The organism is Paenibacillus sp. EKM206P (assembly GCF_011066155.1).
In the GTDB taxonomy this organism is placed as follows: domain Bacteria; phylum Bacillota; class Bacilli; order Paenibacillales; family Paenibacillaceae; genus Paenibacillus; species Paenibacillus polymyxa_D.
The window spans coordinates 20,076-33,417 of sequence record NZ_JAAMNQ010000014.1 but is presented as its reverse complement, the minus strand read 5'-3'; the positions used below and the strand labels follow the sequence as shown (position 1 = coordinate 33,417).

Annotated in this window: 11 protein-coding genes and 1 pseudogene; 10 read left to right on the top strand and 2 right to left on the bottom strand. The window is 47.0% G+C overall.

Translation table 11 applies throughout. The features are described 5' to 3' along the window. Positions 1–60 precede the first annotated feature (60 nt). From rlmN to spoVM, 6 genes are all read left to right on the top strand, one after another. A complete protein-coding gene (gene rlmN / locus G9G53_RS22025) occupies positions 61–1,101 on the top strand; it encodes a 23S rRNA (adenine(2503)-C(2))-methyltransferase RlmN (protein ID WP_029517204.1) in 1,041 nt (346 codons plus the stop codon). A 6-nt stretch (positions 1,102–1,107) separates the two neighbouring features. Then, a complete protein-coding gene (locus G9G53_RS22020) occupies positions 1,108–1,884 on the top strand; it encodes a Stp1/IreP family PP2C-type Ser/Thr phosphatase (protein ID WP_069012748.1) in 777 nt (258 codons plus the stop codon). Then, positions 1,881–4,160: a Stk1 family PASTA domain-containing Ser/Thr kinase gene (gene pknB / locus G9G53_RS22015; protein WP_069012747.1), complete on the top strand. Its 2,280-nt coding sequence runs from the start codon at positions 1,881–1,883 to the stop codon at positions 4,158–4,160. Before G9G53_RS22020 ends, pknB begins: the two co-directional genes overlap by 4 nt. Before the next feature lie 72 nt (positions 4,161–4,232). Further along, positions 4,233–5,150, top strand: coding sequence for a ribosome small subunit-dependent GTPase A (rsgA, locus tag G9G53_RS22010; protein WP_029517207.1), 918 nt, complete (start codon positions 4,233–4,235; stop codon positions 5,148–5,150). Between the two features lie 4 nt (positions 5,151–5,154). Continuing rightward, the gene (rpe, locus tag G9G53_RS22005; RefSeq protein WP_029517208.1) at positions 5,155–5,823 is read left to right on the top strand and encodes a ribulose-phosphate 3-epimerase; all 669 of its coding nucleotides are present in this window, start codon (positions 5,155–5,157) and stop codon (positions 5,821–5,823) included. A 390-nt stretch (positions 5,824–6,213) separates the two neighbouring features. Continuing rightward, positions 6,214–6,294, top strand: a complete 81-nt coding sequence (gene spoVM, locus G9G53_RS22000) for a stage V sporulation protein SpoVM (RefSeq protein WP_010345573.1) — start codon at positions 6,214–6,216, stop codon at positions 6,292–6,294. A 224-nt stretch (positions 6,295–6,518) separates the two neighbouring features. Here the strand turns inward: spoVM and rpmB are convergent, their stop codons facing one another. Further along, a complete protein-coding gene (gene rpmB, locus G9G53_RS21995) occupies positions 6,519–6,707 on the bottom strand; it encodes a 50S ribosomal protein L28 (RefSeq protein ID WP_013310881.1) in 189 nt (62 codons plus the stop codon). Positions 6,708–7,216: 509 nt separating this feature from the next. Here rpmB and G9G53_RS21990 point away from each other — a divergent pair. The 4 genes from G9G53_RS21990 (at position 7,217) to G9G53_RS21975 (ending at position 12,368) form a co-directional block, all read left to right on the top strand. Further along, positions 7,217–9,001, top strand: a complete 1,785-nt coding sequence (locus G9G53_RS21990; RefSeq protein WP_069012746.1) for a DAK2 domain-containing protein — start codon at positions 7,217–7,219, stop codon at positions 8,999–9,001. Between the two features lie 48 nt (positions 9,002–9,049). After that, on the top strand, positions 9,050–9,919 hold the full coding sequence (locus G9G53_RS21985) for a DegV family protein (protein ID WP_039270887.1): 870 nt from the start codon (positions 9,050–9,052) through the stop codon (positions 9,917–9,919). A gap of 1 nt (position 9,920) precedes the next feature. Next, positions 9,921–11,969: an ATP-dependent DNA helicase RecG gene (gene recG / locus G9G53_RS21980; protein ID WP_165150238.1), complete on the top strand. Its 2,049-nt coding sequence runs from the start codon at positions 9,921–9,923 to the stop codon at positions 11,967–11,969. Positions 11,970–12,080: 111 nt separating this feature from the next. After that, complete coding sequence (locus tag G9G53_RS21975; RefSeq protein WP_013310877.1) at positions 12,081–12,368, top strand: stage VI sporulation protein F; 288 nt, start codon at positions 12,081–12,083, stop codon at positions 12,366–12,368. A 150-nt stretch (positions 12,369–12,518) separates the two neighbouring features. Here the strand turns inward: G9G53_RS21975 and G9G53_RS21970 are convergent. Next, positions 12,519–13,316: pseudogene (locus G9G53_RS21970) on the bottom strand (DinB/UmuC family translesion DNA polymerase); the annotation flags it as partial. Positions 13,317–13,342 lie beyond the last annotated feature (26 nt).

Genomic DNA, 13,342 nt, shown 5'->3' with positions numbered 1-13,342 from the left:
TGAAAAATACGATCTGCGATCAAACAGAACTTAATGAAGAAGGAACGGGTGCAAACATTGATGAAACCTTTTATATATGATTTAACTTTGGAGGAGCTTCAGGACTGGGCCAAGAACAATGGCGAGCCTGCTTTTCGTGGAGGACAAATTTTTGACTGGCTGTATGTGAAGCGGGTCAATGATTTCAGCGAGATGACGAATTTGCCCAAGGCGCTGAGAGAGAAGCTTGAGGAGCAATTTAGTTTTGTGACGCTTAGTGAAATTACAAAGTTGGAATCAAAGGACGGTACAGTAAAATTCCTGTTCGGTTTGCATGATGATCATGCCATTGAAACGGTCATTATGAGACACAATTACGGAAACAGTATTTGTGTAACGACACAAGTGGGTTGCCGAATTGGTTGTACTTTCTGCGCTTCGACGCTTGGAGGCCTCAAACGAAACCTGACAGCTGGTGAAATTACTGCACAGGTAGTACAGGCTCAGAAAATTTTGGATAAAACGAATGAACGAGTGAGCAGCATCGTGATTATGGGCTCGGGCGAGCCTTTCGAAAACTATGAAGCGACCATGACGTTTTTGCGTACAATGGTTCATGAAAAAGGTCTGAACATTGGTCAACGTCATATCACAGTGTCGACCAGCGGTATTGTACCGAATATTTATAAATTTGCCGACGAGGATACCCAGATTAATCTGGCAATATCCATTCATGCGCCTAATGATGCACTTCGGTCGAAGCTAATGCCTGTAAATCGGCGTTATCCCTTTAAGGATGTTATGGATTCTCTACGTTACTATCTTGCTAAGACGGGGCGGAGAATTTCGTTTGAATATGCCCTGATTGGTGGGGTAAACGATCAGGCAGAACATGCTGAAGAGCTAGCGGATGTGTTAAAGGACATGCTGTGTCACGTTAATTTGATTCCAGTCAACCATGTGCCTGAGCGCAAGTATGTGCGCACATCGCGTAGCGATATTTTTAATTTTCAACGTATTCTTGCCGAAAAAGGCGTCAATGTGACGATCCGGCGTGAACAGGGTCACGATATTGCCGCTGCCTGCGGTCAGTTGCGTGCAAAGCATATGGAGTTGGGGTGAAACCATTTGATCAAAACAGTTCATGTCAGCCATGTCGGACGTGTACGTTCGGTGAATGAGGATTCTGCCTGGATCAGGCACTTAGAGCAAGGCTATATTCTTGGGATTGTTGCCGATGGTATGGGGGGGCATTTGGCCGGTGATACGGCCAGCCGCCTTGCGGTAGAGACACTTGCCGCTGATTTGGCGACGCTGGAGAGCGGATTATCCGCACATTCTTTGACGGCGGCGCTCAGCGACGCTATTTTGCATGCCAATGAAGTCATCTTCCAGACGGCTGCACGCGATGAGAAGTATCATAATATGGGAACGACAGTTGTTGCGGTTTTACTATACGACGCATCCGGAATTATCGGACATATCGGTGACAGTCGCGCCTATGTCATATCCAAAGGAGCGGTACGTCAGCTTACAGAAGACCATACTTTGGTTAACGAGCTGTTCAAAAACGGTCAGATCAGTAAGGAAGAACGGGAGAACCATCCTCGTCGCAATGTACTGACACGGGCGCTGGGCACTGATTCCGAGGTGAAAGTGGATATTGACTCCATTACGCTGGAAAAAGGCGATGTACTGTTACTGTGTAGCGACGGATTAAGCAATCTGGTAACGGAAGAACAAATCAGTAAAGTAGTAGGTGCCGCAGAGAATCCTTTGGAGGAGCGTGCGGATCGTCTGCTACATCTGGCGTTGCTTGCCGGAGGAGACGATAACATTACTGTAGCTTTGTTTGAATTGCCCGATGACACGGTTTCATTGAATGAAAAGGGGTGTGACGCATGATCGGGCACCTGCTAGGGGGAAGATACGAAATTATTGAGCGTATCGGTGGCGGCGGTATGGCTCTGGTGTACAAGGCTCAAGACATTTTGCTGAATCGCAATGTCGCAGTTAAAGTGTTGCGCCAGCAATTTGTTCATGACGAGGAATTTATTCGCCGGTTTCGGCGTGAGGCGCAGTCTGCGGCTTCGCTTTCGCATTCGAATGTGGTCAGTATTTATGATGTCGGCCAAGAGGATGAAATCCATTATATTGTAATGGAGTGCATCGAAGGTAAAAATTTGAATGAGATTATTAAAGAACGTGCGCCATTGCAAGTGGATGAAGCAGTACGGATTGCTTCCCAGATTTGTGATGCGCTGGAGCATGCTCACCAAAATCAGATCATTCACCGAGACATCAAGCCTCATAATATATTAATTGGACGTAATGGACGGGTTAAGGTAACCGATTTTGGGATTGCTAGAGCTGTTACGTCAACGACCATTACCCAGACGGGTTCTGTTGTAGGTTCTGTTCATTATTTTTCACCTGAGCATGCAAAGGGTGTCGTCACCGGCGAAAAATCGGACTTATATTCTTTAGGTATTGTCTTATATCAAATGCTGACGGCGCAGCTCCCTTTCCTCGGAGAAAGTCCAATTAGTGTAGCGCTCAAGCATTTGCAAGAGGAGTTTGAGGAACCGCGTAAAATTAATCCGTTGATTCCGCAAAGTGTGGAAAATGTCATTCTAAAATCCATGCGCAAAAATCCAGAAGAGCGTTATCAATCGGCAGATGAAATGCTAAAAGATTTGGAAACCTGTTTGCTGCCGGGACGGCGTAATGAATCCAAGCTGGAGTTTACACATTTGGATGATGAGGATCAAACACGGGTTATTCCGGCTATTAAGCCTCAACAATTAGGGATGTCTTCTAGCGGGGAAGATGTACCTGCCCAACCGCGTGAGTCTGAACAGCTTCCGAGCAAGCAATCGTCCAAGAAAAATAGAAAAAAAGCGATCTTGTGGGTAACACTAGTGTTGGTGTTACTTCTGTGCATGGGCGGAGTGGTGTACTATGTGCAAAGTGTACTTGTCGTGCCTGAGGTAAAAGTACCAGGTGTATTGACACAAACAGAAGACCAAGCGAAGGTTAATCTCAGTAAAGCGGGTTTACTCATTGAGGAGCCAATCCAGCATGAATACAAAGAGGGGATCGCGCCTGGAATTGTATTTTATCAAAGCTATCCTGCAGATTCTTTAGTCAAGGAAGGAACCAAGATTAGTCTGAAAGTCGGGATTGCCAAGCCGCTCACCCCAATGCCGGATGTAAAAGGCCAAAGCTACGAGAATGCTGTTAAGCTGCTGACCGCCCAGCAAATTAAGGAGACGCAGATTCAGCAAAATGAGCAGTTCAGTGATCAGGCCGTTGGGACCGTCCTTAGTCAGACTCCAGCTGCAAATGAGCCATTTGATAAGGATTCAGTCCAAGTTGTGCTCACAGTCAGCAAGGGCGCTGACACTGTAAAAATGCCAAGTCTCGTAGGGAAAACGCAGAACCAAGCGGAAAATGAGGTCAAAAAGGCAGGGCTGAAGGTTGGCTCGATTAAAGAAGAATTTAGCTATGAGCAGGAAAAAGGAAGAGTAACCAAACAATGGCCGTCCGAGGCAGGCAGTGAGTTGCCACCAAATACGGAAATTACGTTTTATGTAAGCACTGGTTACCCGCCAGAAGCGATTACGCTGCCATTTAATGTGCCTGTTGCACCGAAGGAAGAGGGTAAAAACAGCAAAATTCGTATTACTTATACGGATGCACGTGGAGAAAATCAGGAATGGGGAAGCCGTACAATTAATACGACACAGGTGTTCACTATCAACCTGCTAATGGCTCCGAACAAAGACAGTGTTGTCTCAGTATTTAGAGATGGTGACTTTATTGATACGTATCCGGTCTCTTATATTGATGCGAAAAATGGAACAGTGACGATGCCTCAAATTGCCCCACCTGCTGGAACTTCACCAACGGATACACCTGATGGTAATTCCTCGCAAAATGGAAGTGGAAACGGCGAGGAAGGTGATAACGGGGGATCTTCTAATGATAGTGGTGACGGTGGAGGCGACTCGAACAATCAGGAGGGCACAGGAGGTAATGGTGACCCTTCCGCCTTTGTTCCTGGAACGAATTCCACGGGGGCTACGCGCAGTGAGTTGGCAGTTAGCCATAAAAACAACCAAGGTCACGCTTCCCACAAAAAGAAGGAAAAAGTGATTGAGGCTGTTCAGCATCAGTAAACGTGCAATAGGAGATGCTTAACCTGCTATACGCAATAAAACTTAAACATTATGAAGGAGGACATCTTACACATGCCTGAAGGTCTGATCGTCAAGGCGCTTAGCGGATATTATTATGTCTCCAGCCTGGATCAGGATGGGCGTCCGGTATCTGGCGAAGCTACGGTACAATGCAGAGCACGCGGCATTTTTAAGAAAAAAGAGATCACGCCTCTTGTCGGTGATCGGGTCGTTTACGAACTGACTGAGAACGGGGAAGGTATGGTCAAGGAGATTAGAAAGCGTACAACGGAGCTGATTCGTCCTCCGGTAGCTAATACCACGCTTGCTGTGCTGCTGTTTTCCTTACGTGAGCCGGATTTAAACCTGCCTTTACTGGATAAATTTTTAGTCCATATTGAGCACGCCGGGCTGGATACGATTATCTGTCTGACTAAGCGCGATTTGTATGAAGGCAGCCCTTCAGAGGATGACACCGTGCTGACCGTTCAGGAAATGTACCGGAAGATCGGTTATGAAGTGCTGGTAACCAGTGCCCGTACCGGAGAAGGAACGGTTGAGCTTAAGAAGCTGTTGGCTGGTCAAATCAGCGTGTTTTCCGGGCAGTCAGGTGTAGGGAAGTCTTCCATGCTTAATGCTTTGGAGCCTGGGTTAACGCTCGAGACGAGCGCCATAAGCAATAAGCTGGGCCGAGGAAGACATACGACTCGTCATGTAGAGCTTATTCCTTTAGACAACGGAGGGTTTGTAGCAGATACGCCGGGGTTTAGCCAGTTGGATTTTCTGGAGCTGGGTGTGGATGAACTATCTCCCTGTTTTCGTGAATTCCAGCAGTATGCGGAAGGATGTAAATTTCGGGGGTGTACCCATATTCACGAGCCTGGCTGTAAAGTAAGAGAGGCCCTGGAAGAAGGACATATTTCACAGGGACGGTATGATAGCTATTTGCAGTTCTATCAGGAATTAAAAGAAAAAAAACGGAGGTACTAAGTTTATGTTAAAAATAGCACCGTCGATTTTATCCGCTGATTTTGCTCGCTTGGGCAGTGAAGTTGCGGAAGCTGCGGCAGGAGGGGCAGACTGGATTCATGTGGATGTAATGGATGGGCATTTTGTATCCAATATTACATTGGGGCCACCTATCGTTCAGGCTATTCGTCCGCATACGACTCTTCCCTTGGATGTTCATCTGATGATTGAGCATCCTGAACGTTATATTGGCGATTTCGTAAAAGCAGGAGCCGATATCATCACTGTTCATGCTGAGGCGTGTGTTCATTTGCATGGTGTCCTTCACTTGATCAAGCAGCAAGGCGCTCTGGCTGGAGTGGCTCTCAATCCGGGTACTTCACCATACGCGATCAAGGAAGTGCTGCCAAATGTAGATATGATTCTAGTGATGACGGTCAATCCTGGCTTTGGAGGACAGTCCTTCATTCCAGAGACGTTGAATAAAATCAGACAAATCCGTGCTTGGTTGAACGAATTGGGTCGTCCAGACGTACATATCGAGGTAGACGGAGGTATTGCGGAGGAGACGGCACCAGCCGTATTTGAAGCGGGGGCTAACGTGCTGGTGGCTGGTAGTGCGGTATTCGGCAGAGCAGACCGCGCAGCGGCTATTGCTACGATTCGGGACAGTGCAGCTCGTTTGTCCAAGTGAAGCTGACCGAAGCATTGTGGATGACTGTCGCGAGCATGGCGACGGGGTTGACCCTTAGCTGTTTCTCGCTTGTGAAGGCTCCTTGGAATGCCGTTCTTTCACTTTTGGCTGTTCTAGTTGTGCTGTTTTATTTTCGTAAAAATGAACGGCGTGGTTTACGAATAGGTTTTGTGGTGTGCAGCGTACTTTATTATATCCTGTTTATTTTCATACTCTCAGCATATCTCTATGTTCGCGGACTTGTCTGATGGTATAGCCTGGGATGGTTGTGCATAAATATGGTTACATGAGCGGGATTCTCATGTAGCCTTTTTTTGTGGGGTAACAACCCTTGACAGGTTGCATAAACTACAGAGAACGGATGCAGGAGGATGATGGGGAGGGTGAGGCATGAAGTTTTACACAATCAAGCTGCCAAAATTTCTGGGTGGATTCGTTAAAGCCATTTTGAATACATTCCAGAAAAACTGAATTCAACGTAATGTAAACACAGGATGTAGGATGAAAGCTAGAGGTACACAGGGCACGCTTCCCGGGCATAACAGATAGGTAGCTCGGTAGTAAAAGATAAGAACGCACGGGAAGGTGCCTGACATTTTGTTCTCCTGAACTAGGCGGATATTACTTTTCGAATAACCAAAAAAGCACCCGTTTAAAACGAGGTGCCTTTTGTTTATAACGATATTTTTTTACGACTACACGCGAGTCACTTTACCGGCTTTCAATGCACGAGTGCTGACATAAACGCGTTTCGGTTTACCGTTAACGAGAATGCGAACTTTTTGTACGTTGACGCCCCAAGTACGGCGATTACGGTTGTTAGCGTGAGATACGTGGTTACCGCTGCCAGGCTTTTTGCCTGTTACAGAACATTTACGAGACATGATTCCACCTCCTATTCTGAAAATAACCAAATTCCATATGGAACGGGTCTCTCTTCAGGCCGACTGGGTCAGCCGGACTTTGTAAGTCACTAACCTGAACAAAACAATACTTAAATATAATATCATAGTCAAAAAAGCTCCGTCAACTGATTCAAAAACTTTATTTATTTCTCTTTCGCATTATAGTACAATATGGGATAGTTATTGTTGCGATTATTTTGTATTTAAATGGAATGTGAATTCTTATTCCAGTCATGCCGGCGGTTCAGAGGCGGGACTATAGTTATCATTCCAGCCGATGATTTATTGTGGGGCAGTTGACTGGTTTTTCATTGTATATGACCTGTAGAAGAACGACCAGACGTGAGTACAAGAGCTTATGAAAGTGTGACATTCGTATTCGTCGTCTGGCTTTAGTATAATTTAATTGAACCTGTAGGCACAGTTGAATAAGGTGTGGTGAAGGTTGATAGTAAAACAAGTGTATTAAGCTAGGAAGGGGAATTCTCTTGAGTAATCGTTCTTTGAATGGAACAGATTTTACCGCAATGGTTTTAGCCGGGGCGGAACAATTACAGCAGCATGCGGAACATGTCAATTCACTAAATGTATTCCCGGTGCCAGACGGTGATACGGGAACCAACATGAATTTGACGATGAGCGCGGGCGTAACGGAATTAAAGAGGGGGGATTCTTCCTCCATCGGTGTCATGTCCGGCATATTATCCAAAGGTTTGCTGATGGGAGCCCGCGGCAATTCAGGGGTTATCCTGTCTCAGTTGTTTCGTGGCTTCAGCCGTTACGCTGCCCCATACGAGGAATTGAATACCCTTCAGTTCGCATCGGCATTGCAGAGCGGGGTGGATGCGGCCTACAAGGCGGTGGTTAAGCCGGTGGAGGGTACAATTCTTACCGTGGCGAAGGAAGCGGCTAGGCATGCTGTGTTTTTCTCGCGCCGGACGAACGATATCACGGAACTGATGGAAGAAGTGCTTGCCAAAGCGAAGGAAACGCTTGCCATGACGCAGGACATGCTCCCTGTACTGAAGCAAGTAGGAGTTGTAGATTCGGGTGGGCAAGGTCTTGTGTATATTTATGAAGGCTTTATGCAGCATCTTGGAAGCGGCTTGGTGACGTCTCCAATTGCAAAAAGTGATAATGCACGCCAGGTTTTTGCTCCTCACGTATCGGAGAGACCTACTGCTCCTGCAGTTGTTCCTTCCCCAGATGCGCCGATTTCTGCGCAAGCGAAGCTCGAAACGGATAATATTGAATTTTTGTATGATATGGAGTTTTTTATTAATCGACAACTGGGCGATGCGCAAGGTACCTATTTTGATGAGGAAGCCTTCCGGAAAGCGTTATCTGTAGATGGTGATTCTATTATCGTGATTTCAGACGATGATGTCATCAAGGTTCACGTGCATTCTAAGGCTCCTGGTGAAGTACTGAATTTGGCACTGCGTTACGGAGAAATTACACAGATTCGTATTTTAAATATGCGCGAGCAGCATCGTGATTTGTTGTCTGCGGGTATGGATGTTGCTCCTGAGCCTGAGTGGTTTGCTGAAATACCAACAGAGCCTGTACGTGAGGAAGAGCCGTCTGAGCCTCCCGCTCATGAACTGGCATCCTTTGGTTTTATAGCTGTGGCTTCCGGTGAAGGAATTGCTGATATTTTCAGAAGTTTAGGCGTCGATGTTGTCCTTGCTGGCGGCCAAACAATGAATCCGAGCACAGAGGACTTCGTTAATGCGGCCCGCTCGATTGCGGCTCAACATATTTTTATTCTTCCGAATAATTCCAATATTATTTTGGCGGCAGAACAAGCACGTGAACTGCTAGAGATGGAACGGTTGGTGTCGGTTATTCCGAGCAAAACAATTCCTCAGGGCATTGTGGCAGCATTTGCCTTCCAGGAGGAAGAGGCTTTTGAGGTAAATCAGGACAATATGCGTGACGCAGTCACCCGGGTGAAGTCTGGGCAAGTGACCTACGCGGTACGGGATACGACGCTTGATGATCTGCATATTACAGCAGGGCACTACATCGGTATTCAGGATTCCAAGATTGTTGCGACCGAGGAACACTTAATGGCAACGTCCCGTCTTTTGCTAGCGAAAATGCTGGTGAATGGCGATGAGATTGTTACGATTCTTACAGGTTCGGACGCGAATCAACAAGACACAGATCAGCTTGTTGCATGGATTGAAGAAAATTATGCGGATGCTGAAGTGGAAGTTCATGAAGGTGGTCAGCCGATTTATCCTTATTTGTTCTCAGTGGAAACCTGATGTGCTTTTGCGCCCCAAGGAAGTCCACTACAAAAGGAGGTCTGACTGATGAGTAGTACCATCATTTTGACGGATAGCACAGCTGATATTCCACCGGAATTAGCAGACCGTCTCGGTATAGTCGTTGTACCACTGACAGTGATGTTCGGCAGTACAGCTTACCTGGACGGCATTGAGATGTCAGCGGCGCAGTTTTACAGCGAACTGGTGCGGGCTGATGAGCTGCCTACGACTTCACAGCCTTCACCAGCCCGTTTTTTGGAGACGTACACGACACTGTTGGAGCAATACCCTGAGAGTCAGGTTATCTCTATCCATTTATCCTCGGGTGTGAGCGGAACGTATCAGTCTGCTTTGCTGGGCAAATCCATGCTAGAGAAGCATGAACATAGAGTGACTGTGGTGGATTCCAAATCAGCTTCATACGGATACGGTATGCTAGTGGTTTATGCGGCAGAGCTAGCGGCAGCCGGGCACTCCCCGGCTGATATTGTTCGGGCTGTGGAACGTCGTGGAGAGCGCCGTTGTTTGTATTTCCTGGTGGATACCCTGCAATACTTACAAAAAGGCGGACGTATTGGTAAGGCAGCGGCAATGGTGGGCACGTTGCTTAACATTAAGCCGATACTTTCGATTGACAAAGAAGGCATTATTTATTCGGTTGATAAGGCGAGAGGGCATAAAAAAGCGACAGCGAGAATTATTGAACTACTGGAGCGGGACTTAAAAGGCCAAAAAATTAATATTGCTGTGGGTCATACGGCAGATCGCTCAGCGGCAGAAGCGTTCGTGGCTCAGCTGGCAGAGCATTTTGAGCTAGGAGATCGAATATATACTGAACTTGGCGCTGTGATTGGGACCCACGTAGGGCCAGGGACGATTGGCATTTTTGTGTGGCCGGCCGGAGATGAGAGGTAATATGCTGCAATTGGATCAAATACCTTTAAAACAAATACATGGCGTGAGTGCTCTCAAAGAGGGAGAGCTTCACGCTTTTGGCATTTTTAACATACAGGATATGCTGGAATATTATCCGTTTCGGTATGAAGATTACCGACTGCGCTCGCTAAGCGAAGTGAAGGACGGAGATAAGATTACGGTACAAGCCAAAATTATGGGCATTCCGGTGCTTCAGCGTTACGGGCGCAAATCAAGGTTGACTTGTAAATTGATGGCCGAGGATTGGATGTTTACCGCAACGTGGTTTAATCGGCATTTCATGAAGGAGCAGCTAACCTCAGGTCGTGAAATTGTGGTGACTGGTAAATGGGACCTCAAACGTATGCAGATGACTGTTGCAGATTCTGAGTTTCCTGATAAAGGAGTAGCCCGCTCGGGGACACTTCAACCGGTGTACTCTATAGGCGGCAAGATCACCCAAAGCTGGATGCGAAAAATAATGAACCAGACGCTCCAGCAGTTTGGTGAAATGATCCCCGAAATATTGCCTGAGTTGCTTGTACGCAAATATAGTATGATGCCGCGCAAGCAGGCTATTGCGGGTATACACCAGCCTCAGGACAACCGCGAGGGGCAAGAGGCTCGTCGGCGGATGGTGTATGAGGAACTGTTTTTATTTCAGTTGAAAATGCAGGCATTCCGGGCGTTAAATCGCGGTCGTGCGGACGGGGTGGTACATACGGTGGATAACGCCACGATTCGTGAATTTGTAAGGGCTTTGCCTTTTGAATTAACGGATGCACAGAAGAAGGTAGAGCTTGAAATACTGCACGATCTACGCTCACCTTATTGTATGAACCGTCTGCTTCAGGGGGATGTTGGGTCAGGTAAAACAGTTGTTGCTGCCATCGGTTTATTTGCCACAGTACGTTCCGGTTTTCAGGGAGCGCTGATGGTGCCAACCGAAATATTGGCCGAGCAGCACATGCGATCGCTTCACAAGCTGTTTGAGCCCTTTGGAATCAGCGTTGGTCTACTGACTGGGAGTACAACCGGGAAGAAGCGTAAGGAACTGCTAGCTGCTCTCCAAATGGGTCTGCTGGACATTGTAGTAGGCACCCATGCTCTCATTCAGGAGGATGTATATTTTCGTCAGCTTGGGCTTGTTGTAACGGATGAGCAGCATAGATTCGGAGTGAACCAGCGAAGTGTACTGCGTCGCAAAGGCTATAATCCCGATGTGCTGACGATGACGGCCACACCGATCCCTCGTACGCTGGCCATCACTGCGTTTGGCGATATGGATGTTTCTACGTTGTCAGAGCGGCCGAAGGGGCGTATTCCAATTTCCACCTATTGGGTGAAGCACGAACTGATGGATCGGGTACTTGGTTTTATTTCCCGCGAGGTAGACCAGGGACGGCAGGCTTATCTGATTTGTCCGTTGATTGAAGAGTCGGAGAAGCTAGACGTACAGAATGCCATCGATTTGCATATTCAAATGCAACAGGCTTTTCCACATTACCGCGTTGGGCTATTACATGGACGAATGACTCCCGCAGAAAAGGAAGAAGTTATGCGTTCTTTCTATGCGAATGAAATTCAGTTGCTCGTTTCAACGACGGTTGTGGAGGTAGGGGTAGACGTTCCCAATGCGACGCTAATGATCATTATGGATGCGGATCGTTTTGGACTATCCCAGTTACATCAATTACGTGGACGAGTCGGACGGGGTGCACATGCCTCGTATTGCGTATTGATCGCTGACCCTAAGTCGGAGGTTGGTCAGGAGCGGATGAAGGTTATGACCGATACGGACGATGGTTTTGAGGTGGCTAGACGCGATCTGGATTTGAGGGGGCCGGGTGACTTTTTTGGTACCAAGCAGAGTGGGCTACCCGAGTTTCGTTTAGCAGATATGGTAGCGGATTTTGAGGTGCTGGAAAAGGCGCGTGAGGATGCAACTGATCTAATCAAGGATGCGTCCTTTTGGACATCTCCGCAGTATGAAGCATTGCGCGGTTATTTGCAAAAAGAGCAGATTTTTCAGGGGGATCTCATCGACTAATCCACCATGAATTATGAGATTGTTTTAAACGTTTTAAACAGATAGACACAATGGACAGGCTGGCCGTCATATATTTGGGAATGACCGAATGATATGGGAGGTGTGGCAACATTGAGCTATCAGCAATATGGAATCAGTCCGCAACTGGTGGAGCGGATTAAGTTGAAAATGAAGAATCGTGCGCTCAAGGAGCGGGTTAAGCAGCAGATTGAAGGTGTGACTAAAGCGGACCTGCAAAATAAAGCTAAGGTGCGTCATCTTGTGAAGTCCACTTCTGCTATTTTAAACGAGCGTTTGACGGCTGCGCAGGAGGAGCAATTGACCGCCTTCGTATTGGCACAAAAAATTGATCCGTCCAATACATTTCATCTAATCAAGCTGTGGGGAATGTTCCGTTGATTGCTATTTGAAGAGGTGCTTCAAAGCGTTCTCCATGTTTTTTTGTGAAGCACAGATAAAAAAAGGATTGCCTGATATCAGGCGATCCTTTTTGGTTTGTTTTAGTTCATTCCCCGGGCAATAGCTAGTGTGCACTTATCATGAGACTTTTTATTTGTAATGACCGCCAATTTTGATAGAGCGTTCCATGGCCTGCCCGGCATCTGTTAACGATGATGCTCGCATGATGATGGACTGACCATACCGATCCTTTAAAGTGTCCGTCACCTTTTCCAAAGCACGGGATCGCTCCTGATCCTCAAATAAATCCAACTGATATAGTTGATCATCCACCAATCCGCTTAAAGTAACCCCTGCGCGCTTCACGGGCATATGATTCCAAAAAGTATAAAAGATTTTTTTAACGGTTTCATATACTTTTTGGGTATGGTTTGTAGGATCGGGTATCTTCATTTGTCGGGAGAACCCAGTTGGTGCCTCGTAGGGACTGCATATACAATGAACAGTCACAACTGAGCCCATATATCCTTTGCGGCGGGCGTCCCGACACACCTCTTCTGTTAGTTCAAGCAGGATGGTTTCCACTTCCGCAGGCTGGAGATAGTCGCGGGGAAGAGTCATCATATGACCGATGGATTTGGGAGGTGTATTAAATGTTTCCGGCTTGACCGGGCTGTGATCGATCCCGTTAGCAGTCCGCCATATCACCTCTGCCTGAATATCGGACTGCTTGCCGAAATGAGACTGGAATCTGTCCTGTAGCCGGGGTAAGGGGGTACGTGCGATATCTCCAATGGTGTGTAGTCCAAGCTTCTCCAAATGCCGTTCCATACGCGAACCAATGCCGAACATAAGACGTACTGGCTGAGGCCACAGCAACGCTGCAATATCGGATGTAGGCAACAAGAAAATGCCACTGTCATTTTTTTTAGCCCATATATCTGTCGCGTAGACAAACTAATTATGCACGTAAT